20 protein-coding genes are annotated in these 25609 nt (G+C 29.5%); 1 reads left to right on the forward strand and 19 read right to left on the reverse strand.

Translation table 11 applies throughout. The features are described 5' to 3' along the window. Window positions 1–72: 72 nt before the first annotated feature. From V6137_RS11585 to V6137_RS11665, 17 genes are all read right to left on the reverse strand, one after another. Window positions 73–990, reverse strand: a complete 918-nt coding sequence (locus tag V6137_RS11585) for a 5'-nucleotidase, lipoprotein e(P4) family (RefSeq protein ID WP_425448099.1) — start codon at window positions 988–990, stop codon at window positions 73–75. A gap of 169 nt (window positions 991–1159) precedes the next feature. Continuing rightward, the gene (gene arcC / locus V6137_RS11590) at window positions 1160–2092 is read right to left on the reverse strand and encodes a carbamate kinase (protein WP_425448100.1); all 933 of its coding nucleotides are present in this window, start codon (window positions 2090–2092) and stop codon (window positions 1160–1162) included. A 218-nt stretch (window positions 2093–2310) separates the two neighbouring features. Next, window positions 2311–3306: an ornithine carbamoyltransferase gene (argF, locus tag V6137_RS11595; protein WP_425448101.1), complete on the reverse strand. Its 996-nt coding sequence runs from the start codon at window positions 3304–3306 to the stop codon at window positions 2311–2313. A 276-nt stretch (window positions 3307–3582) separates the two neighbouring features. Further along, window positions 3583–4818, reverse strand: a complete 1236-nt coding sequence (arcA, locus tag V6137_RS11600; protein WP_425448102.1) for an arginine deiminase — start codon at window positions 4816–4818, stop codon at window positions 3583–3585. 539 nt (window positions 4819–5357) lie between these two features. After that, a complete protein-coding gene (locus tag V6137_RS11605; protein WP_425448103.1) occupies window positions 5358–5972 on the reverse strand; it encodes a methyltransferase family protein in 615 nt (204 codons plus the stop codon). 115 nt (window positions 5973–6087) lie between these two features. Continuing rightward, window positions 6088–7644 (reverse strand): response regulator transcription factor, encoded by a 1557-nt coding sequence (locus V6137_RS11610; RefSeq protein WP_425448104.1) that lies wholly within the window; start codon window positions 7642–7644, stop codon window positions 6088–6090. A 185-nt stretch (window positions 7645–7829) separates the two neighbouring features. After that, entirely contained in the window at window positions 7830–9575 is a 1746-nt protein-coding gene (locus V6137_RS11615; RefSeq protein ID WP_425448105.1) for a methyl-accepting chemotaxis protein, read from the reverse strand. 222 nt (window positions 9576–9797) lie between these two features. Then, window positions 9798–10373, reverse strand: a complete 576-nt coding sequence (locus V6137_RS11620; protein WP_425448106.1) for a hypothetical protein — start codon at window positions 10371–10373, stop codon at window positions 9798–9800. A gap of 84 nt (window positions 10374–10457) precedes the next feature. Then, on the reverse strand, window positions 10458–11150 hold the full coding sequence (locus tag V6137_RS11625; protein ID WP_425448107.1) for a DUF421 domain-containing protein: 693 nt from the start codon (window positions 11148–11150) through the stop codon (window positions 10458–10460). 450 nt (window positions 11151–11600) lie between these two features. After that, the gene (locus V6137_RS11630) at window positions 11601–11759 is read right to left on the reverse strand and encodes an aspartyl-phosphate phosphatase Spo0E family protein (RefSeq protein ID WP_425448108.1); all 159 of its coding nucleotides are present in this window, start codon (window positions 11757–11759) and stop codon (window positions 11601–11603) included. Between the two features lie 185 nt (window positions 11760–11944). Continuing rightward, window positions 11945–12304: a response regulator gene (locus tag V6137_RS11635; RefSeq protein ID WP_425448109.1), complete on the reverse strand. Its 360-nt coding sequence runs from the start codon at window positions 12302–12304 to the stop codon at window positions 11945–11947. A 119-nt stretch (window positions 12305–12423) separates the two neighbouring features. Then, window positions 12424–13443: a protein-glutamate methylesterase/protein-glutamine glutaminase gene (locus V6137_RS11640; RefSeq protein WP_425448110.1), complete on the reverse strand. Its 1020-nt coding sequence runs from the start codon at window positions 13441–13443 to the stop codon at window positions 12424–12426. A gap of 11 nt (window positions 13444–13454) precedes the next feature. Continuing rightward, on the reverse strand, window positions 13455–14267 hold the full coding sequence (locus tag V6137_RS11645; protein WP_425448111.1) for a CheR family methyltransferase: 813 nt from the start codon (window positions 14265–14267) through the stop codon (window positions 13455–13457). Between the two features lie 21 nt (window positions 14268–14288). Beyond that, entirely contained in the window at window positions 14289–16529 is a 2241-nt protein-coding gene (locus tag V6137_RS11650; protein WP_425448112.1) for a HAMP domain-containing methyl-accepting chemotaxis protein, read from the reverse strand. A 43-nt stretch (window positions 16530–16572) separates the two neighbouring features. Next, window positions 16573–17061 carry a chemotaxis protein CheW gene (locus tag V6137_RS11655; RefSeq protein ID WP_425448113.1) on the reverse strand — a complete coding sequence of 163 codons (489 nt, stop codon included), beginning with the start codon at window positions 17059–17061 and terminating at the stop codon, window positions 16573–16575. Between the two features lie 18 nt (window positions 17062–17079). Next, window positions 17080–19086, reverse strand: coding sequence for a chemotaxis protein CheW (locus tag V6137_RS11660; RefSeq protein WP_425448114.1), 2007 nt, complete (start codon window positions 19084–19086; stop codon window positions 17080–17082). Window positions 19087–19091: 5 nt separating this feature from the next. Next, window positions 19092–19451, reverse strand: coding sequence for a hypothetical protein (locus tag V6137_RS11665; protein ID WP_425448115.1), 360 nt, complete (start codon window positions 19449–19451; stop codon window positions 19092–19094). A 184-nt stretch (window positions 19452–19635) separates the two neighbouring features. Between V6137_RS11665 and V6137_RS11670 the strand changes: the two genes are divergently transcribed. Next, window positions 19636–20322, forward strand: coding sequence for a response regulator transcription factor (locus V6137_RS11670; RefSeq protein WP_425448116.1), 687 nt, complete (start codon window positions 19636–19638; stop codon window positions 20320–20322). Between the two features lie 68 nt (window positions 20323–20390). On the opposite strand, the gene V6137_RS11675 is transcribed toward V6137_RS11670, so the two are convergent. Beyond that, entirely contained in the window at window positions 20391–23468 is a 3078-nt protein-coding gene (locus V6137_RS11675; RefSeq protein WP_425448117.1) for a PAS domain S-box protein, read from the reverse strand. Window positions 23469–23546: 78 nt separating this feature from the next. Continuing rightward, entirely contained in the window at window positions 23547–25502 is a 1956-nt protein-coding gene (locus V6137_RS11680; RefSeq protein ID WP_425448118.1) for a SpoIIE family protein phosphatase, read from the reverse strand. Window positions 25503–25609 lie beyond the last annotated feature (107 nt).

Raw genomic sequence — 25609 nt, forward strand, 5'->3', positions numbered from 1 at the left:
TAATAAATAATGGCTGACACCATGGTGTCAGCCATTATTTATTTTTTATATATTCTTAAAAAACTAACTCTTTTACTCCACTATCCAAGTATTTAATGGTGCTTTTCTTTTCTGACTTTTTTCTTCATTTGATATTCCCCATTCATAATCATACAAAGCACCCTCCCATTCACCATACATTGGATTTGGAAGAACTATAAATTTAGTTCCAAATTTATCTTTATTAGTATCTGTTACTTCAAATCTATCTTCTATATTTTTATCTCCAAAGGCACTATCAAAATCATTTAAGTTATCTCCCATAAGTAAAACAATTCTATGATTTTCATCTACAATTTCCCTTCTTGGTCCTTTATCAGAGGTTTCTTCTCTAAGTAATATATTTTCTTCTTTAACTTGTGGGAACCCTAGTTTTTCTAAATTTTCCATTGTTCCTTCTAATAAATGTATTTTTCTATTGGATACATAAAATACATCTCCACCATTTTCTACAACATAATTTAAAAATTCTATAGATCCAGGTAATGCTGTACCTTCAGCAGAATTTATCCAATCATCCCACCCGGTTGGATAGGCATAGTCACTACCTATTAGTCCTGCCTCATAGGGACTATTATCAAGAACAGTTTCATCAACATCAACTATCACAGCTCTTTTTTCGTCTGAATCATTATTATTTAAATCCATATCATACACCATCTTTGCAAGATTAAAAGCCTGATAGGATAAAGCTCTCATTTCTGCAGAGTTTTGATACCAAGTTGTTGCCATAACTAACTGTTCATTTAAATCTTTAATTGAATATTCATCATTATCCTCTGGCTTGTTTTCATCAGTTTCATTATCATTCTCATCTGCACCATCGGGATTAGCTCCATTTTCAGTTGTATCTTCCGGTGTATCTTCTTCTGTACATCCTACAGATATGGAAAATATTAATAAAACAATCAATAAATAAGCTAGATACCTTCTTAATTTAAATCTTTTCATAGTTAATCCTCCCAATTAATATTATTTTTTATTAAAATATCTTAAGTAAGTATTTTTATTATTGTTTGCAACTTTATTAAAAAATATCACTTAGTTGGAGGATTGCAAGTCTACCGATAACTAATAGCATTAAAAAAGAGGTTGATTTAAATCAACCTCTTTTTTAATGCTATTTTGTTATAGTAGTACCGCTTTGTCCCTTTAAAGCTTCCCCTGCTTTTTCTAAAGAAGCTATTACAGCCTTTCTACCTTCTTTAGAACTAGCAAATTTCATTGCAGCCTTTACCTTTGGAAGCATACTTCCCGGTGCAAAATGTCCTTCTTCTATATATTTTTCTGCTTCTTCTAATGTTATTGAATCTAAATCTTTTTGATTTGGTTTACCAAAGTTTATAGATACCTTATCAACAGCAGTAAGAACTACAAAGAAATCAGCATCCAATATTTCAGCTATCTTCTCACTGGCAAAATCTTTATCTATAACCGCTGGAACTCCTTTTAGGCTATTTCCCTCTTCTACTACTGGAATACCTCCTCCTCCAACAGTTATAACTATATGTCCATTATCAACTAATGTTTTTACAGTTTGTTTTTCTGCAACATCTACAGGAATTGGTGAAGGTACAACTCTTCTAAATCCTCTACCGGAGTCTTCTACCATGTCATATCCCTTTTCTTTCTTTAACTTTTCAGCTTCTTCTTCACTATAGAAGGCTCCTATTGGTTTTGTTGGATTTACAAAGGCTTGGTCATCTTTATCAACAATAACCTGAGTTACCACAGTTGCAACTGGCTTATTTACTCCTCTATTTAATAACTCTTCCCTTATGGCATTTTGTAGATGATATCCTATATAACCTTGACTCATTGCTCCACATTCTGGGAATGGCATCTCTGGAGTACCGGCTTCACTTTTTGAAGCTGTTTCCATGGCTAAGTTTATCATACCAACCTGTGGACCATTACCATGGGCTATAATAACTTCATTTCCCTCTTCTATTAAATTAACAATAGGCTTAGCTGTATTTTTTACTAAACTTAACTGTTCCTCTGGTGTTTTACCTAAAGCATTACCACCTAAAGCTACAACAACCTTACTCATTTTACATTCCTCCTAAGATAAATATTGAAAATAGATTTAAGGTTACGAAGGATAAGATTATATGTTTTATGTAACTTTTCATATTTATATCCCTTCGTAACCTTAAAGTTTTAGATTTCCGTTTATATACAGTGTATTATACACTTTAAAGTTCACTTTTTATTATCTATTATATTGGACTCCAATATACAAATTTTATAACTTAAAAATATTTTTTATTATTTTCCTAATGTAGCCACCATAACTGCTTTTATAGTATGCATTCTATTTTCAGCTTCATCAAATACTACTGAATGTTTACTTTCAAATACTTCATCAGTTACTTCCATTGAATCTAAGCCAAACTTCTCTTTTATTTCTTTTCCTATTATAGTGTTTGTATCATGGAATGCTGGTAGACAATGCATAAATATTACTTCATCATCGGCCATATTTATCATATCCATATTAACCTGATATGGCTTTAACATATTAATTCTTTTCTCCCATACTTCATCTGGCTCTCCCATTGATACCCAAACATCAGTATATATTGCATCTACACCTTTGATTCCTTCTTCTATTGATTCTGTAAGTGTTATCTTAGCTCCTGTTTCTTTAGCTATTTCTCTTGCTTCATTTACTAAATCTTCCTCTGGGAATAACTCTTTTGGAGCTACTATTCTAAAGTCTAAGCCCATTTTTGCAGAACCTATCATTAAAGAGTTACCCATATTATTTCTTCCATCTCCAACATATGCAAACTTAATTCCTTTTAAATGTCCTTTATGCTCTTGGATAGTTAAGAAGTCTGCTAATATTTGAGTCGGATGGAACTGGTCAGTTAATCCATTCCATACTGGAACCCCTGAATGTTCAGCTAAGGCTTCAACTGTTTCTTGAGAGAATCCTCTATACTCTATACCATCATACATTCTTCCAAGTACTCTAGCTGTATCAGCTGCTGATTCTTTTTTACCCATTTGAGAACCAGTTGGTCCTAAGTAAGTAACATGAGCCCCTTGATCTAAAGCTCCAACTTCAAATGCGCATCTTGTTCTTGTTGATGCCTTTTCAAATATTAAAGCTATGTTTTTACCTTCCATTGTTGGTTGCTCTGTACCTGAATACTTAGCTCTTTTTAAATCTCTAGCTAAGTCTAGTAAGTAATTTATTTCCTTTACTGAATAGTCCTTAAGTGTTAATAAACTTCTTCCTTTAATATTAAATCCCATTTTCACTACCTCCTAATATATGTTGTTTTTATTTTAGAACATAATTTATGATATTATGTTTTTTATGTTAATTAATTTTTACTTCGTATATCTAAGTTGATGGATTGCGAATCCATCAACAACAATAGACTTTTGTCACTAAAAAATTTATAATCTATTAACAACTATAATCTATTAACAACTATAATCTATTAACAACTATAATCTTGTTATTGACAACAATAATATCGTTGTTGGAGGATTCGTAATCCCCCAACATTTTATAATAAATTCAACTTATTTCTTTAAACTCTCTCTTACAAGGGGCATACTCATACATCTTGGTCCTCCACGACCCCTTGATAATTCTGAACTTGGCATAATGTGTGTCTTAATCCCATGTTCTTGTAATAATTTATTTGAAACATGGTTTCTTGAATAAACAATCACTTCTCCCGGGGCAATAGCAAGTGTATTTGATCCATCATTCCACTGTTCTCTAGCTGCATCTATTGAATCTCCACCGGCACATCTTATTAGTGTAACATTTTCCACTTCTAGATATTTCTTTAATATTTCTTCCAGTGTCGCCTCTTCTTTTTTAATATCTAATTGACCATTATCTCCTTTAGTTATGGAGAATACCGTCAATGGACCTTCTATCTCTGGGTGGATTGTAAACTTATCATAATCGACCATTGTAAATACTGTATCTAAATGCATAAATGCCCTCTTCTTTGGTATATCAAATGCTAGTATTGTTTCGAAGGTTTGTCCATCTGCAAATATTTTTTCAGCAAACTTCTCTACTGAAGCTGCATCTGTTCTCTCTGATATACCTATTGCAACAACTTTGTCGTTAAGGATTAATTCATCTCCACCCTCCATTGAAGTTGTTTCATCCCTATTAAACCAAATTGGAACATCTGCATCCTTAAACCTTGGATGATATTCAAATATATACTTAGCAAATATTGTTTCCCTATTCCTAGTCTCAGTTCTCATATGATTTAATGTGATTCCTGTTCCTATAGTAGCAAATGGATCCCTAGTAAAGTATAAGTTAGGCATTGGGTCTAATACAAATGGATAGTCCCTTGACACCATATCAGCTAAATTTTTCGCTGTATAGTTTTCAAGATCATTTTTTCTTACTCCCGCCATCATCGTATCTACTAGCTCTTTATTATCCATTTTTTCAAAGTATTTTTTTACAGCTTCCCTAGTACCTTGTCCTGTCACATTGCCCTCATCTAGGAATTGCTCTATAAACTTTTCTCTTACTTCCTTATCGGCTATTGCCTCAGCCGCAAGCTCTTCTAGATATAATACTTCTACACCGTTATCCTTAAGTATTTTAGCAAAAGCATCATGTTCTTGTCTTGCTATTTTTAAATATGGAATATCGTCAAACAACAGTCTCTCCATTAAGTCTGGAGTCAGGTTTTCAACTTCTTTTCCTGGTCTGTGAAGCAAAACCGTTTTCAATTTACCAATTTCACTGGTTACATTAAGAACATTGTTTTTTGACAAAGTTCTCCCTCCTTATTTTATACATCAATTATACATATATTTAAAGTAATCATTTTTCATCCATCAACCTTATACTATTGATTTTAACTTATTTGTGCCCAATTGTCAAACATGGTCTAAAGTTTATTTATTCACCTCATGTATATTTATTCATTGTTTTACTTCCTAAAAACCCCTTAGATATTTCCTATATCAGTAAACATCTACTCCAAGAAAACCTTTTCCCTGATAATTACCCATACTTTTATAGCAAAATATATATTTATCCAAACAAAAAAATAAAAAAATATATCTTGATATATTTTTTTATTTTAGTCTATCTTTCTAATACTTATATACCCTAGTATTACCTAAATAAATTATTTATAAAGTAAATTTATATCTTGCACATGTTCTAGGGTTTATAGGAGCATCATCTATAACATCATATTTTTCTTTTATTTTTTAAATCATTTACTTTACATACCCTTCATACCCAAGCAAGGGAATCCATACTTCCCAAACCACGTAAAGACTTCATATGTTGATTAGTATATACACTAAACCATAAAAGGTAGAAACATTTTTGTTTTTTTTCTATATCGAATATACTCTTCGCCAAATTCTTTAATCATATCCTCTTCTTCTTTCTTTGCCAATTTGTAATATGTATATATTATAATAGGGAAAAATAATAACATAAATAAATTGGCCCAATCAAATATCATCCCTATAGTTAACAGAATAAATCCTGTATATTGGGGATGTCTAATATGTCTATAAACTCCTGTTTTAACAACACGACCTTCCCCCTTTTCCCTTGACCAATATTTATGATAGATGTTATACCATCCATTTGAAATTAATAGTATAGCAATAATAGAAAGCCCAATATTTATATACATACCCCAATATCCAATGTGTTGATTTAATGTGTGTCCCCAAAGTATACCATCTGGTAGTTTTTTCCCTATAATCCCAGAGATTAAATACATACTAAAAGGTATGCCATGCATTTCTATAGCAAAGGCCAATACAAATGCCAAATATGCTGTAGCTGGTTTTCTATTGGCTTTCTTATAAAAGGGTACAAAAAGTAGTGCTATTGAATAAATTATTACAAAAAATATAACTCCTCCCCACTGATTAAAATGTCCATATAATGTTTCTTGCATATTAACCCTCCTCTAATATTTTTCTAATTTTATTATAATTTTTTTCATAATAAAAAACCCCTAACTAAAGTTGTGTTTTTAGTTAGGGGTTTTTAGATTAAAATATTTTAAATAATTAGACTAAGTTTAGCTCCTTAGCTTTACTGATTGCATCAAATCTCTTACTCACTGATAGCTTACCAAATATATTGTTAACATGCCATTTAGTAGTTCCAATACTTATAAACAAGGCATCTGATATTTCTTTATTGGTTTTTCCTTTAGATACTAATCGGAGAACCTCTAATTCCCTATTGGTTAATTTCTCTATCATATTATCTTGAGAAGGGGTAGATACATTCTTCCCTTTATTGTCTTTAAATAGCTTTTTAGATAGAGATTTATCCAAATCTTTAACATAACTTAAACAACTTAAATCCCTATTAATAAATTGAGAAAACATTCCATATTCTAAATAAATATCACAGGCATTTTTTAAATGGGCCTTACATATATCTATTTTCTTATCATTATAAAATAGTTCAGCTAAATATAGACTAATCCCTTGAATCTCAGGAGTATGTCCTATAAATTGTAACTCTTCTAATTTGTCAATTAAAATATCCTTTGTTATTACTTCGCTATATTTATTTAATTTAAGTTCAATTAATGCTTCTAATATAAATGTAGGTATTGACTTAGGACTTAACTGATATGCCAGTTCTAATTCTTCTACCCATTCATTTTTAAGTTTTTCATTAAAGTGTATAGCACATTTTACCTTCATTGCTCTAATTATATAATTAATTTGTGGATGATTAAGATTTTCAAAAATTGATTGTAATGTTTCTACTATCTTCTCAGCATTTTTTCTATCATTTTTCTTTATATAGCAATTAAATAAATACATTTCCATAAGACCGTGCATATGAACCAATTTCATATTAACAATGGCCACTCTAGCCTCGTCTAAAGCTTTTATAGCAAGATTTATTTTATTCATCTCATAATAACACATACCCATTGGGAGTTTTATGATATTCATAAAAGGATCCATTTCTAAATTTTTAGAGCTGTTATTTAATAGTATCTGTTGACATCTTTTTATAACATCTTCACACTCTCCTAGGGCATATAAATTTAGACATTGACTTACAAAACAATTAACAGCTAAAAAATTACTGTGTAATCTTCTAAAAATTTCATATCCTCTCTCAAAATATTTTGCTCCCTGTCTATATTTTTTTACATTAGTTAACTTTCTTCCATAGGTCATATATGCATTTCCTGCAATAATACTTTCATAATCCTTTGGTAATATATCTACGGCCAATTTAGCGTATTTCAAACTTTCCCCTTGGGACGCAACAGAGATAGCCATTGACTTTAGTGCATAAAAAGTAGATTTTTCATCTATTGTTTTTAACTGTGATTCATTTATACCAGTAAAAATCTCAGTTACTTTTTTGTTATTTCCACATATAAAACATAACCACCCCAACAATAGTTTAGAAAATACAGTATTATAGTATTGGTCTGGTATTTTAAGTGCTATATTATACATTTCATTTAACCTTGGAGATGAAAATGCTATATGAAAATCCTTTGTGAAGTAATCCACTGCTCTTTTATATGAGCCAGTCTCAACAAACTCTTTAAAATTATCTATCCACTTACTTTTTTTCATCTTCATAATTAACCCCCACAATTTCATTAATATAAAGTGTTTCTTTTATATTCAATAGATCGTTAATTTATTAATAATTTTATCCTATATAGTATTATATATTATTATATTATATAGATGACTTTTTTCAAATTCCTTTAGTTTTAACTAGAATATTTGAAAAAGGACCTGTTAAAACAGATCCTTTATATTTAATATTTAAATTTAGATATACTTTCTTGGGTTTCTTCAGCCATTTTCCCTAAGGCTTCACTGGCATTTGCTATCTCTTCCATTGATGCTGTTTGTTCCTCTACTGCGGCTGAGGCTTCTTCAGTTCCAGCTGCATTTTCCTCTGATATAGCTGAAAGACTTTCTATAATACTAATTATTTCATCTTTTTTATCTTTCATATCTTGTCCTGACTGATTGATATTTTTTATAACATTCTTCATCTTTTCAATTGCACCATCTATTCCTTCAAATTTTTCCCTTGTCATATGAACACTTTCTGTTTGAGACTTAACTACACTTCCAACTCCCTCTATAGTTTCCACTGCATGTTCTGTTTTATCTGTTAAACTCCAAACAACATTGGCTATCTCATCTGTAAACTCACTGGACTGTTCTGCTAATTTCCTTATTTCTTCTGCCACTACTGCAAACCCTTTACCTGATTCCCCTGCTCTAGCTGCTTCTATAGCTGCATTTAAAGCTAATAAATTTGTTTGTTCTGATATATTTCTAATCATATCACTGGCACTCTCTATTTTTTGTGTGCTATCATTTATATCTACAATAATTTCTTTAACTTCTTTAGATGATTTAATATTAGTTTCTGTATTTTCTACTAGTTCTTTTAAAATATCAAATCCTTCCTCTTTTAATCTGGTTACTTCTTTAGTAGAGGCATTTAAATCCTTTACATTTTTTTGGTCTTTCTCTATTAATCTATTTAATACATTAATATTTACAACTCCCTCTTCAGTATGATTCGCCTGTTCACTGGCCCCCGTTGCTATCTCTTCAATAGTTCTAGCTATCTCCTGTGATGTAGTTGATGACTGTTGACTAGTTGCTGTTAATTCCTCCGAAGCAGCCGCCACCTGCTGAGATGTATCTGATACAGTTCTAATCAAAGAAATAAAATTTTCCTGCATATTTGCTAAAGCCCTAGTTATAATTCCTATTTCATCCTTCCTTTTTAAATATTTTATAGCTTTACTCTTTTTATCTAAGGTTAAATCATAATCAGATAGCCTTTTAATAATTTCAGATAAATCAATTATAGGATTAGCTATTCTTTTTGCTATTATATAGACCACTATAAGTGCTATTATTATTCCTATTATAGTTATAAATGCTAAAGTGTTTCTTAAATCATTTAAATGGCCACTCATTAAATTATCAGATTCCTCTTTAGATACTCCAACAAATAATATTCCTATCGTATCTCCTGTTTTATTATATATAGGTTTATATGCAGTTAAATAGGGTCTCTCTAAAATCATGGCCTGCCCTACATATTGTTCTCCCCTTGCCATATAACTATAGGCTTCACTATCTTTCCCTAAATACGTACCTATTGCTCTTTTTCCATTTTCATCCTTAATATTCGTAGTTATCCGTCTAAAATCATCACCATCTTTAACAAATATAGTAGCCACATCTCCCATATCATTTAGGATGTCATCAACCATATTATTTCGTCCTTCTATGTTATTTCCCCTTTCATCTAAAAGTATTCCGTGATTATACTTTATTTCTCCAAAATATTTATCTAAATATACAGATGCTGCCGAAATATCTCCAGTTAATTTTGCCATTAAATTGTTATTTCCTATTTCTTTCATTCCCTTTGTTCCTTCTTGATATCCTAAAATACTAATAGCTGAAGTAATTAAAAGGATTAGAATACAAAAGTAAACAATAAGTTTGCTCTTTATGCTTTTTATCATAATTTTCCCTCCTTTAAGCTTATAAAAACTATTTATTATTATTAAGATCCAAATATAAATAAACACCTACATATATTCGTTTATTTATTATTACTTCGATATAGTATTTGAAATTACCTTTTTTTTCGACATTTTTATTTATTTTCTTCTACCTTAAAAAATAAAGCCTAAGTATGATAACTTCATCATACCTAGGCTTTATTTTCTCTGTATTAATAAAACTTAAGACTCTTCTATGTTTTCTTCTAAACCACCACAATCAGCTTCACATTCTAATCTTCCCACTGGATTTGTGCCAACATAATGGGCTATTGCATTAGCCTTTAGGTTTAATGGATTACATATGTCCCCAGGAATTATAAAACAAAATTCTTTCCTTACAGTGCCACAACTTCCACTGAATTTTCCAGTAAATATTATATCACTTTTTTGGGCATAAATTATATCGAATATATCTGGATCAGTTAATACAACACCTATTCCCAGAAATCTATTTTCACATACATTTCTTATTGTTACCATAACTCTAATTAGTGTACTTTGACAATTTAGTCTATTTATAGTTAAGTTAGTTCTTGAAAAGTCAACACATGGGTCTAAATTTATCGATTTAGATTCTTCACAACAACAATCATCAATAAGTATTGACTGAGTACTTATTTCTTTTTTATCCCTTGTTAATAATATATTTTCTTTCAAATCCTCTTTTTCTTTATTTTCCTTATTTTTAGAAACATATTTTCTACTATTTTTAAAAACTTTTTTACCTATTACAACATCATTACTATTTTCAGTCATCATATCACCCCTATTTTATATTCACTATATATTATGAATATCGTTTTAAGTATGATATGATTTTTTAAGTAATTAACAAATTTTTCAACTTTCCTTTTTCGCTACTATATGTATTCCTTCATCTTTTTTCCATTCTGCGAAAAATACATCTTCTACTTTTTCCAGTCCCCACATATGAATTTGATTCTTCAACCATTCTTCATCAAATCCAATAGCTTCTAAATTATTACATATAATCTCTCCATCTAATATCAAACTTATGGGTAGATAAACTGGTCTTTGGGACAGTTTCAAATCTTGAGTGACGGGTGTACTATACTTTGATTTTTTAAGAACACTAATAGAGCCACTTGTTTCCAATATGGCATATTCTACTTCTCTTATGGAAAAAACATCTTTTTCCCTTAGTAGGCTTAATAACTCGTTTATATCTAGCTTTTCCCTCTTAATTACATCATAGTCTATTTGTCCATTTCGAATAATAATAGCTGGATCCCCTTCTAAAATCTTTCTTGAACGCCTAATCTTTTGAGTAACTTTTTCTATAATAAACATTAAACATCCCCATATAAATATGGCATATAATATATAAGTTAGACCGATATCATTATCATATATTGCATTTCCTAATAGTTCCCCAAGCACCAATGCAGATATAAAGTCAAAGGGAGTTATTTGATTTATTTGAGTTCTTCTTAAAAATTTAGTTATTATAAACAATCCGAAAAAACCTATTATTAATTCTATTGTTAGATCAAAAAATTTTGATTCTGGCATAATCTCATCCTCTAATATTAGTTGGTACTTTAACTTTATAGTTATAAATTATCATTCCCATTATATAATAATGATATAAGATATTTATATAAAATGATATAATGAGGGTTTCTTTGGTGCTTCTTTATTCATTGCATATAGCAGGGATTTCCAAATCTCATAAATGTATATAAGGCTTCTTGTAGAAGACCTGTTATGCCAAAGACTGTATTTTCAATAGGCTGTGGGATTACGAATCCCCCAGCAACAAGAGAAGTTACGAAGTTCCGAGCAACAAGAGAAGTTACCAATTCTCTGGCAACTAAATTTTATTACTGTTATATATTATATGGCTTTAAAGTCATCCTTAATATATTCAGTACCTACATAAAAAATATATGGTTCTTACTCTAGAAAAGAAAAAGCCCTTATCAAAATGATAAAGAACTTTTATTAATAAATATTATATTTTTAATCATAACTTATATCTTTTTGATATTGGTTTAAAAGCTTGTCCAATTCTTGACTTTTTAATATTACTTTTTCATTTATTAACTGATCTTCCTCAATTATCATTCTGTACATCTCTTCCCTTAGCCTTTCAATTTGTTCCTTATTATTTTTTATCATAAAAACTCTCTCCCCTTCAATAACTCCATTAACAAATTCGATAACTTATAACAATTAATACCCTTGTTTTCAATTTTAAAACTTTTATGTAAAAAATAGTATGTTTCTGCTGTTACAAAGTTAATTGAAATGATGAGACTAAACATAAAGCAAAAAACAATTAATATCATTTATATAAATTCATTTTAAGTATTGGATATAGTATCTATAACAGATAATACTTTTTCTTTATTAAATGGTTTAACAATAAAACTTCTGGCTCCATTAAGGACACATTCTTTTACATAAACTTCCTGTCCCAATGCAGAAATCATTATAGCTTTTGCTTTTGGATCATATTCAATTATCTTTTTTAATGCTTCCTTTCCATCCATTTCAGGCATAGTTATATCTAATGTTACTATATCTGGTTTATATTCTTTATACATTGACACTGCTTCTTTTCCATTGGAAGCCTCCGCAACCACATCATGTCCATCGCTTACTAATATTCTTTTAATTGCAGTTCTCATAAACATAGCATCATCCACTACTAAAATCTTCATACTCTAACCCCACTTTTAATTTATTATAGTAATATTTTTAATTGTATTTACATATTATAATTATTTTATAAATTTCATACTATGCATTACGCATATAAATCCATTAATCTCCCCATATTCTACCTACTCCATCTATACAATAAACTGGAGATATCTGATAAAGGAACTTGTTTTTCTACAGCTCCTATTTCATAAGCAACCCTAGGCATACCATATATAGTACTGGTTTTTTCATCTTGTCCAATGGTTTTCGCTCCCCTCTTTCTCATCTGAAGAAGTCCCTTTGCTCCATCTCCTCCCATTCCTGTTAATATAACTCCTATTGTATTTCCTCCAACTTTATCTGCAACTGAATTAAATAAAATATCTACAGAGGGTCTATGTCCATTGCACTTTATATCCTCACTGCAAACCACTTTATATTGGCTACCATACTTTCTAACTACCATTTGATATCCCCCTGGAGCAATCAGTACCCTACCTGGCAAAATAATATCCCCATCTACTGCTTCTTTTACTTCCAATCTACTTAACTTATTTAGACGTTCCCCATACATTTTCGTAAACCCCTTAGGCATATGTTGTACTAATACCATTCCTGGCATATCACTGGGTAATTGTGTTATTATTTCAGATAAAGCTGTCGTACCTCCAGTTGAAGCTCCCATTGCTATCATAGTTATTTTTTCTTTTTCTAATTTTTTTTCTTTAGTTGTAACTGGCTTCTGTTTTGTTTTACTTATTTTAGGTTTTGCGTCCAATGCCGCTTTAATCTTTAGTATTAAATCATCTATAAATAGCTCTCCACTATTATTTGTTCTATTTGGTTTAGCTACAAAGTCCACCGCCCCTGCATCTAGAGCATCAAATACCTTATCATTCATGCTACTTAGCATAATAACAGGCATTGGGTATTGGGGTATCAACCTTCTTAAAAATTCAATACCGTCCATTTTAGGCATTTCCACATCTAAGGTCATCACGTCAGGTCTATATTTAATAATTTTATCCCTAGCATCATAGGGATCAGAAGCCGTATCCACAACTTCCAACTCAGAACTTTTAGATAAACCATTTTTTAACATCTTTCTAAAGAATACAGAATCGTCCACTATAAGGACTTTAATCTTCCTTCCCATTATATCCCTCCCTATTCCTTTCTATATACTCCCGGCATTATATATTTGTAGGGAGAACCACTATAGTTCAGTGATTCTGCTTGTCCTATAAATAAATAACCCCTTTTATGTGTATTATCAAATAGTTTCCTTACAAGTTTTTTTCTTGTGTCTATATCGAAATAAATCATAACATTTCTACAAAATATTATATGAAATTTTCTTTTAAAAGGATATACCGTCCTCATTATATTGAACTTTCTAAATATTATTTCCTTTTTTATTTCTTCCTTTACCTGACTATTTTTTTCACTTATTCTTTTAAAGTACTTTCTCTTCCAACTATCTGGTATTAGTTCAAGCTTTTCATTTTTGTATATTCCACCTTTAGCTATCGATAGTGCTTTTGAAGATATATCGGTAGCCAATATTTTTGTATCCCAGTTTTCCCTGTCCTCTTTTAAATAATCATCTATTAAGATAGCCAAAGTATATGGCTCCTCTCCACTGGAACATCCTGCACTCCATATTCTTAAATCCTTATCTTTAACTGTAGATTTAAGATGGGGTAAAATATCCTTTTTAAAATATTTAAAATGTTCAAATTCCCTCATAAAATAGGTATGATTTGTTGTTATCATATCTAAAAAATCTTTAGTTAATTTGCCATTTTTATCTTTTATAATATCTCTACTATATACAGAAAAATCATCATAATTGTTTTCAATAAGATAATTCTTTAACCTACTCACAAGTAATTTCTTCTTCTTAGTAAGATTTATTCCATAGTATCTTTTTATAAATAGAACCAACATTGATAAATCTGAATCCTTTATTCTAATCATTTTTTTACTTCATTCCCAACCTTAGTATTTTCCAAAATCTTCATCATCTAAAGATATATTTAAGTCTTCCATATCAACATCAGATGTATTATAGGGATCTTCTTGAGAATTCTCTTTTGATTTATCTTGGGATATTTTATTCTTCCCCCATTTATTACTATTATTTTTTTTCAATTTATTTATATTCTCTTTTCTAAGTTTAAATTGTTCAACAGCTTCCTTTACAAATTTAGCTTGTCCTTCTAACTCTTCACTGGCAGACGCTGTTTCTTCTGCTGTAGCCGTGTTGGTTTGAACAACCTGAGACACCTGATCAATAGACTCATTGATTTGAATTATGGCAGTTGCCTGTTCAGTGGAGGAATTGGCTATTTTATCAACACTGTCAGTTGTCATAGCTATACTTTCTACTATTTTTTGTAATGCTTCTGCTGTTTCATTGGCTATCTCTGTACCTCTAAATGCCTTTTTAATAGAACCTTCAATCATTGATGTAGTTTCCTTCGCTGCCTTAGCACTTCTAGCTGCTAAATTTCTTACTTCCTCTGCCACAACAGCAAATCCTTTACCATGTTCTCCAGCTCTAGCAGCTTCTACTGCCGCATTTAAAGCTAATAAATTAGTTTGGAATGCTATCTCATCTATAACTTTTATAACCTTAGATATATTCTGGGATGAGTTATTGATTTCTTCCATGGCAGTTAGCATTTCCTTCATCTCTTCATTTCCTTTTATAGCATTTTCTTTAGCTTTATTTGAAATTTCTTTAGCCCTATTGGCACAATTTGCATTTTCCTTCGTCTGATCAGCTATATCATTTATAGTTACATTTATCTCTTCTATGGCACTGGCTTGATCTGTAGACCCCTGAGATAACATTTGACTAGCCTCTGATATCTGGGTTGCCCCTATGGAAACCTGTTCTGTAGCAACATTTATTTCTCCAAACATCTTATTTAAAGATTCTATAATAAGATTTATTGAATCCTTTATATCTAAAAAGTCCCCTTTATAATATCTCTTAATACTTACATCTAAGTTTTTATTGGCTAACTCAGTTAGAATATATGTTATCTCTTTTACATATATAGATAAACTAGATATTGTGGTATTAAGGGCATTTTTTATTTTAGCATGATCCCCTTTATAGTCTCCATTAACCTTAACCTTTAAGTTTCCTTCAGATACTTTTTCAAGTACTATAGCTGCTTCTGCCACCGGTTCTATAACAGCATCTAAGGTTTCATTCATGCCTTTAACCAATCTAGACCAACTACCTTTAAAGTTCCTAGCATCTCCCCTTACTTCTAACTTTCCTTCTTTAGATGCCTCCGTTAATTTTTCTGTTTCATCTATTAAAGAATTTATAGTGGTGATCATTTCCTTAAATTTCTTACCTAAGAAATCATTTTCAGACATCAATTCTATTTCAATATTAGTTTCTCCATTGGTTATTTTCTCCGCCGTTTCAGCTTGATATCTAACATTTTTAATTATTCCCCTAAATGCATTTCCAAGGTGTCCAAGTTCGTCTTCTCTATCTATTTTAATATCTACATCAACATCTCCCAATGCTAGTTTATTTGCCTTTTCCGATAAGGTTTTAACTGGTTTACTAATTATTTTAGATATAAATAATATAAGTAATATTGTTAATACAATACCAATAACTAATAATATAATTATAGTTTTTACTGTGGTTAGCATTAAATCGGTATTTTCTTCTGCTTTATTTTTTGCCATTGTTATTTTATTATTCATTAACTGATCAAAGGACCCATCTATTAAGCTGGCTGTTGTTCTTAATTCTTTCCTCATCTCTTCAGCATCTTCAATTATTATATTTCTTGTAATTACATCTGCTACTTCATCCTTCTCGATATAGTATTCGTTAAGTAATCCTCTTAAGTTACTTAACTCCATCAAAGTCTCTTCATCTTTCGTACTATTTTTAAAATCTTCAAGTTCTTGACTTAAGTTTTTTTGATGTTCTTTTATCCTGGATATATATGTATCTGCTTCTCCCCTATTAGAACTATCTGATAGACTATTTAAGTTAACCCTAATCCTTTGAAAACTAACTGCCGCTTTACCTAAATTACCTAAAGGCTCAGTATTATATTTATATAATTCAGTATCGGCGGTATCAAGCAAATATATATTTCTTATGCTTATAGCTGTTATTACTATCATAATAATTAATATTATAAAGTGACTTATTGTAAGCTTTTTACCTATTTTTAAGTTATAAAACCATTTCATTATACCACTCCTCTTTTTATAATGACTCTATTTTAAATAAGTTCTATAAAATTTCTCTTACTTCTTCTAAGTTTTCGTCTTTAATTAACTTTTCTGTATCTAACAATAGTCTAACTTTACCCTCAGCTTTAGCTATACCATTAATATAATTATTTTTTCTTTTCTTGATATTTGGAGGTTTTGATATATCTTTTTCAGCTAAATCCATTACTTCAGTAACACTATCTACAACTAACCCAACACTTATACCTGACATATCTAGGATAATTATACAAGTACGATCATGATATTCTTTAAAGGTCTTATTAAACCTTAATCTAGCATCCATAATAGGTATTATTTTACCCCTTAAGTTAATAACCCCCTTCATATAGTTTGGCAAGTCAGGTATAGTCGTTATAGACTGTATACCTATTATCTGAGTAATATACATTATGTTTATAGCGAAATATTCTCCTTCCAAAGAAAAAACTAAATACTTTCTAATATCTTGTTGTTTTAAGCTTGAAACATTATTATTTTTTTCTTCCATCTAATATCATCCTTTACTTTATAGAATTTCGTCGGTTAACTTTGAAACATCTAATATTAGACTTATACTTCCATCTCCCAATAAAGTACATCCTACTATGCCCCTTACTTTTTTTATCTTATTAGGTAGTTGTTTAATAACCACTTGTCTATGCTCCAATACTTCATCCACAAATAGACAAATATTCTTTCTATCATTTTCTAGAACTATAATTATCCCTTCATTAATTTTTTTTATAGATCTTTTTATATCATAAAAGTCTCCTAACCTTATTATGGAATAACTAGTTCCCCTTATAAGTAACATTTCATTTCCTTCAGTATCTTTTATTACATCTTCAGAGCCTATATTTATGGATTGCTTTATTTCCTTTGTTGGTATTGTAAAGGTGCTATCCCCAACCCTTACTATCATTCCATCTATTATTCCAAGGGTTAAGGGTATTTTTATGGATATCTTAGTCCCCATACCATAATTGCTATCAACGGATATGGCTCCCCTTATTTTTTCAATATTTTTAAAGGCCACATCCATACCCACACCCCTTCCTGAAAATTCTGAAACTTTATCCTTTGTAGAAAATCCTGGTTTAAAAATAAAAGAATATATTTCTTTATTAGGTATACTTTCAATCTTATCTTCAGTAATCAAGTCCTTTTCTAAGGCTTTTTCAATTATCTTTTCTTTATCAAGTCCCTTGCCATCATCAATTATATTTATCTCCACATCTCCTCCAAGATTTTTAGCACTTAAAATTATTTTTCCTTCCCTTTCCTTTCCCTTTTCCATTCTTTCTTCCGGTGACTCTATCCCGTGGTCTATTGCGTTCCTTATTAGATGTAAAAGGGGGTCTGAAATATATTCAACTATATTTTTATCCACCTCTGTTTCTTCTCCCATTGTTATAAAGCCGATTTCTTTATTTGTTTTTTTACTAATATCCCTAACAACCCGTTTCATTTTCTTAAAAACTTGGCTTAATGATACCATCCTAGTTGCCATCACTTCATCCTGTAAATTAAGTATTATTTTCTTTAATCTCATTGCCGATTTATTAAAGTTTTCTAAATGTAAGTTTTTTAAATCTGGATTTTGGGTTACCATTGACTCTGCTATTACCAGCTCTCCAACTAAATTCATAAGATTATCTAATCTATCTACATCGACACTTATTCGACTGTGTTTTCTTTTCCCTATTTTATTTTCTTCCACTTCTCCACCGGTCTTTGAACTAGATTTTCTTTCTATTTCTTTATCCTTAGTATCTATTTTTTCTATATTTTTTTTGTTTTCTTCATATTGTAAAACTTTAAATTCCTTTATAAATGGAACTTTATTTATAAATGCTCTTATTTTATCAATACTTTCATTACTATTTATTTTAACCTTAAGCCCATCATCTTTTATCTTTTCAGAAGTGTTATCGTCTTCAAGATTTCTAGGTTCTGTTTCTAAAACATCTCCTATTTCTTTTATATTATGTACAACAGAAAATGCTCTTATATTGACCATTTCACAATCATCTTCATATCTTATATGAATTTCAAAAGAGTTGTCACTTTCTAAACTAATATCTATTTTGTCGTTATAATCATCTTCAATTTTATTAGCTTCCTCTACATTTTCCAATCTATCTAAATAGTCAATGGTTTTTCTTATTAAACTATTGGCCTGTCCACCTGATTCCTTGCCTTGATTTATTTTATCAATTTCTTCTTTTATAAAATCTATGCTCTCAAATACTATGTCTGCCAATTTTGAATAATCTAATGTCCTAGACTTATTTTTTCTTATATATGAGAATAAATCTTCTAATTTATGGGATAAATCCGATATATTATGAAATTCCATCATGGCAGAGGAACCCTTTATAGTATGCATTATCCTAAATATTTCGTCGGTATGGGGAGTTACGTCCTCCTCCTCTTCGCTTTCTAAAATTATTTGCTCTAACTTTTCTATAAGCTGTTCTGTTTCGTAGACAAATATATCTATCATAGGATCCCTTTCTTTATCTTCATCCAAAAAGCTCACCTCCCAATTGAGTTTGATTTTTCAACTTCTATCATCTCCTTAATTTTGTCTATCTCTTTATTTATTGTATTTATTTCAACCTCTAAGTTTATTTTTTTTCTATTATAAATTTTTTTCTCTATTATACCTAGGGCTTTCTTTGTATCCTTCATATTAAAATTTAAAGCAGCACTTTCTAATCTTTTAATAATAATAGTTGCTTCTATAATTTTTTTCTTTTTTATTAAATCGTATAAATTATTTATATTATTTTCTGAAAACATATCTAATAAGTCTTTAACAATATCCATTAGTAAGTAATATTCATCTCCTATCACATTTGATATATTATCAAAGTAATGGTTTGTGCTGTTCACTTTTTTCATCTCCTTTAAGTTTATAATAAAGTTACAGTGTAAAGGACAATTGTTCTTTTGTAAATATTGTGTAAATTCTTTTGAGAATGTTGTTAGTTTTGTTAATATTAAGTATATATATACAATGTACGATAATCTTTGATATAATATTATCAAATACTACAGTAAAGGTTGTGACATATAGATGAAAAACATTCTTTTAGTAGAAGATGATTTAACTACACTTAAGTTGGTTCAATTCACTCTAGAGAAACATGACTTTTTTGTATTTACAGCAGAAGATGGTAATACAGCTTTAGAGTACTTAAATAATAACAAAATCCATTGTGTCATACTGGATTTATATTTACCAGACACAAATGGTTTTGAGATAATAAAAAGAATAAGGGCCCATTCCTTATATAAAAACTTACCCATTATAATGCTTACAAGTAATGATGATAAAACCGATACCGTTATAGCTCTAGAGCTAGGAGCAGATGATTATATAACCAAACCATTTAATAAAAAAGAGTTAATTGCTCGTCTTCATGTGGCCCTAAGAAGGAATAATAAGTCCCTCGACAAATGGGATTCAAAAATCATTTTACATGATTTAGAAATAGACTTAGATTCAAGAAGTGTTTGTAAAAATAATTCTTTAATAGACCTTACTTACGGTGAGTTTGAAATTTTAACTACTTTAGCATCTAGACCTGGAAAGGTTTTTTCTAGAGACAATTTACTAACTAAGTTATGGGGAGAATCCTATATAGCAGAAAGTCGTGTAATAGATATGCATATATCTTCTTTAAGAAAAAAATTAGGAAATGATTGTAAATATATAGAGACTGTAAGGGGAGTTGGATATAGATTTAAAAAAATAAAATAAATAGACCTATCTACACTTTATTGACAAGGCTATTTGTCAATAAAGTGTAAGTAGATCTATCTACGTTATTAATTTATATTATATATTTTTAATTTATCTTTTAATTTATTATAATCTCTTTTTAATTTACTGTATAAGCACTTCATATTACTGTAATTATTATTTTTAGCCTTTTTTTCTATCTTATAAGCAATATCATATAGGTGGGGTATCTCAAAATATGATACTGTTCCTTTAAATTTATGGGCATATTTAATAATATTTTCTCTAGTTCCTAATTCTATAGCTTCTTCTAATTTCTCCACAATATTTTTTTGATATTTATCACTTGTAAAGTCATCTACCAATATCTTCAAAAGCTCTTTATTACCATCTAAATTTATTAAAATTTTATCCATATTTAAATTTATATCTGTCTTATTCTTTTTATTAACCAGCTGGTTCACCTTTTTATATAACTCGTTAGGTCTTATGGGTTTTGAAAGATAATCATCCATACCAACATTTAGAGACTTCTCTTTATCCTCTTTCATAGCAGCCGCTGTAAGGGCTAAAATAGGAGTATAATCTTTAGAATCTTTTTCTATGCCCCTTATCTTTTCTGTGGCAGTATATCCATCCATCTCTGGCATATTTATATCCATAATTATAATATCATAACTATATTTATCAACTTTTTTTATTACTTCCCTTCCCGTAGCTACAACTTCTATATTCCATCCTTTGTTTTTCAATAGGGTTTTTATAATATTTTGACTTATCTCATCATCTTCAGCAACTAATATATTTAATTTTTCATTATGAAATTCTCTTTGGCTATTATAGTATAAATCACTGTCACTTAGGTAAGTATAGCTTTCACTTGTCACTAAATCAACAACAAAATAAAACTGGGATCCCTTTCCCTTCTCACTCTTTACATCTATATATCCCCCCATCATATTAACTAGTTCTTTACATAAAGCAAGTCCTAAACCGGTTCCACCATATTTATTTTTATTAGAATGTTCCCCTTGTGCAAATTTTTTAAAAAGTAGACCTTTGTCCTCCTGGGATATGCCTATTCCTGTATCGGAAACGGTAAATTTAAGTCCCACTTTTTTATCTGCTTTATCTTCTAACGTTACCTTTAATTCTATTGTACCTTTATTAGTAAATTTAATAGCATTTCCAATTAAATTAAACAATATTTGTCGCAATCTGTGATTGTCACCAAATAATATATCGGGAATGTCCATATCCATACTAGCAACAAAGTTAAGCCCTTTTTGATGGGCCTGAATTTTAAAATGACTATGTATTTCCTTTATAAAAGAGTGAAAGTTAAAATCCACAGGTTCTAATTCCATTTTTCCTGACTCTATTTTAGAAATATCTAATATATCATTCAGTAAAGAAAATAAATGATTTGAAGACACTTTAAGCATATCTATGTATTCTCTTTGTTTCCTGTTTAGAGACGTTTCTGAAATTAGATTTATAGTACCAATAATACCATTTATAGGAGTTCTTATTTCATGACTCATATTAGCTAAAAAATTGGTCTTAAGTTTATTGGCCTTTTCCGCTTCTTTCTTAGCAATCCGTAATCTATTTTCCTGTAATCTCTGTTTAGTTATGTCTTTCATTGTACCAGCTAAACCTATCACATTATTATCTTCATCAAAAATAGGAGATCTATAAATTTTAATCCATTTTATTCCATCCTTTGTTGTTATTTTATTAACTTCTGTTTTTGCTTTTTTATTTTTTATAATTTTTATATCGGCATTATAATATTCTTCTGAAAATATATCCCCTAAAACTTCTTTTGCCCTATGCCCTATTACATCATCATCTTTAAGTATACTATAAGTATTTCTAAAAACTCTATTTACTGTTATATACTTTCCATCCCTGTCCTTCATCCAAGCACAATATGGCAAATGATCAAGTATTGCCTTTAGTCTAGATTGAATTTCAATAAGCTTTTGCTCAAATTTTTTCTCTTCAGTTATATCTTTAATCCGTTCAACTATATACTGTACTTCTCCCTCCTCATCTAATATGGGATTTAAACTACAATCCCTATATAAATCTTGAGCTTTATGATACCTAGTATAGGATACCATTTTTTTATTCTTTAAAACATCATTAAACTTGCAATATTCACAGGGTCTATTGCGGCCTTTAACCTCAAAACACTTCCTCCCCACCATCTCTTCTAAAGGCTTCCCCATAGCTTTACATCCTGCTTTATTTGAAGCTAAAATAGTATAGTCCCACTTAAGTAAAGCCACTATATCTGGAATACCTTGAAGTATACCTTCCATTAGATTTGTGGCTCTCCTTAACTTATCTTGTGACTGCTTAATTTCTGTTATATCTTTGAAACTTTTTACTATGCCAATAACCTTTCCATATTCATTAGTTAAAGGAGATGCAGAAACTACACAAACTTTGTTTATCCCATTATCTACATTAATAGTTATTTCATAATTAATAGACTTTTTATTTTTTATAACTTCCATTAATGAGCAGTTTTCTTTATTACAATTATTATCAACAGTTAATTTGCAACAATGTTTTCCAATAACTCGTTTTTTATCCTTCTCCAACAATTCCAATAACTTATAATTACAGTCTAATATATTTAAATCAGTATCTAGTATACATATTCCATCTCCAATTGTATTAAAAATTTTATTAATCTTTTCATATGCCTGTCCCAGTTCATTTTCCGTATCTTTCTCTTTAGTTATGTCCTTGCATACCGAAATTAAATGGAATCTGTTTCCTATTTTTATAGGATGACACTTAACTTTTATATATATTCTTTTACCGTTTTTATCCCTTAGTATAAAGTTAAATCTACCTTTTCTTTCCCTTAGCAATTCAAATATATTCTCTGTCTCTTCTTCCAAATGTATGTTATCTAGCAAATGATACTCTTTTAATGCTAATATCTCTTTTTTACTATATTTTAGAGTTTTAACTACTGAATCATTTACATCAATTATTCTTTTAAAGTTCATATCATTATCATGCTCTGTTATAAAGATCATATCATTTACAGTATTAAATATCTCTTTGTACTGATCCCCCATATCAATATTCTTGATTATTTCTTCATTAAATTTGCTCTGTTCATGTTTAATATTACCCATCACTAAATCCCCCATTGAAAACTATTTATTTTATATCATTATATCAAAACTTAGAAATTTATATATAAAGATTCCACATTATTTAAATTTCGATAAACAAAAGGTAATGTCATCCTTTATCTTATCTCCAAATTTTAAAATATATTTTTCTAGTTCTCTTTTTATGGAGTTTATTTCTTTATTATCATTTTGCTTTAATATATTTTCTATAAATTCATCTTTATTATCATAATCTCCTTTTAACTCTATCAATCCATCGGTATAAAGTAGCATTATGTCATTGTTTTCTATATTATAACTTCCCTCTTTATAATCTAATAAATGAAGGAAGTCAAATTGTCCTATTGGTAGCCCTTCACTTTTATTAAGTTTTATTATCTTACCACATTCTTTCATTATAATAGGTTCTGTATTAAAACCTGCAGTACAATATTTTAGTTTTCTAGTATGCTTATTATAAAGTATTGTAAACATAGCAAAATAAGTATCATTTGAAAATTTAGATGCATTAAAGGTGTCATAAATGGATCTTAAAAGTAGTTTAGGGGATTTTAATATTTCATACTCTCCTGTATTTTTATGGGTATTTATAACATGGTGAACAAACATTGATGTCAATGAAGCTTGTATCCCATGGCCTGCCACATCTCCAATATACATTATTGTATGGGCATCATCAATTTCTACTGTACCAACAAAATCCCCTCCTACCCTTTCATAGGGACTATAGTAGGAGGTATACTTAAATCCGTTACCAATAGTTTTGGGATTATTAAATGCTCTTTGAACATCTTTTACATATTCCAAATCATTTATTAATTTTTTATTTATATTATACAGGGTATCAGCTTGATTTCTTAGCCCGATTTCAGCTTCTTTTTGCTCAGTTATATCTAAAAGATACACCGCTGCCCCATCACTGGAATAGAAAAATTTGAATTCTATCCATTTCTTTAATTTCTCCATATATTCTATGTATTTTGTCTCTATCTTACTTTCTATTGTATCTTTAACTTTATTATGGAAATTATCCTTTCTAAAAAAGGAAAGCTCTTCCCATATTTTTTTTCCAACAAGTTGTTCTTTAGTTGTTTTTAATATTTCTGCCGATTCGTTATTTAATAGGGTTATTTTTCCTTGATCATCTAAAAGCATAAAACCATCTGTTATTCTATTTAATATTCTATCTAATCTACGGGAATATTTCTCCAGTTTTTCTTCCATTTCCTTATGTATAATGACCTCTGTTATTTTATCTGCAATGGTTTTAGCAACGGAACCATCATCGGATATTAAAGACCATTCCTCATGTAAAGATCCTTTTAAGTCAAAGTATATGTATATATATCCTAATTTTTCATTTCCCCTTACAATATCCTCCTCCATAACCCATTTAGTTCTATTAAATTTTTTTGATAGATAAATTTTATTATTTACTTCCATCTCAACTCCTGCTATCTCAGGTGATTGCCAGTTAAAGGATATTGTATTTGGAATTTTTTCTAAAATGGACTGTAAATCTAGATTAGTTTTATATGCATAGTTTGAGATAGTATATATGCAATTTAACTCTTGAACTTTTTTCATTTGAAAAGTTTTTAAATATTTATCTTCTAATATATCTCTATTAACTGCAATAATCCCATTTAGACTTCCTTTTTTATCGAACATAATAGATAAAGATGTTTTAAAAAAGAATATTTCGCCATTTATATTTGTCGTCCACTCATATGTTACGTCCTTCCCTTTTAATGCTATATCTATATACTTTTTATGCTTTATTAAGCCATCTCCATTAAAAAAATCACTAATTTTTTTTCCTATAAAATCTTTTTTAGAAAGGTTATTCTTTCTAAGCCATTTACCATAAACTCCAATAAATCGCTTGTCCGAATCTAAAATAAAAACTAATTCTTGTAGGTTATCCAAAATATTATTCTGTGATTTTACATTTTCAATGGATATCACATTGGATTCATAGTTTAAAGTTTCATTAACTAGGCTTTTATTAATAGTATTTTTCGATGTAGCCATTCTTTTAACCCCCATTACTAAAAAATACCTCTTTTAACTAATAATATGGAATAAATGTAAAAGTAATTTTTAATTTTGTAAAGATTGTGTAAGTATATCAAAGTTAT

This window comes from Dethiothermospora halolimnae (assembly GCF_037577855.1).
Lineage (GTDB): Bacteria > Bacillota > Clostridia > Tissierellales > VENL01 > Dethiothermospora > Dethiothermospora halolimnae.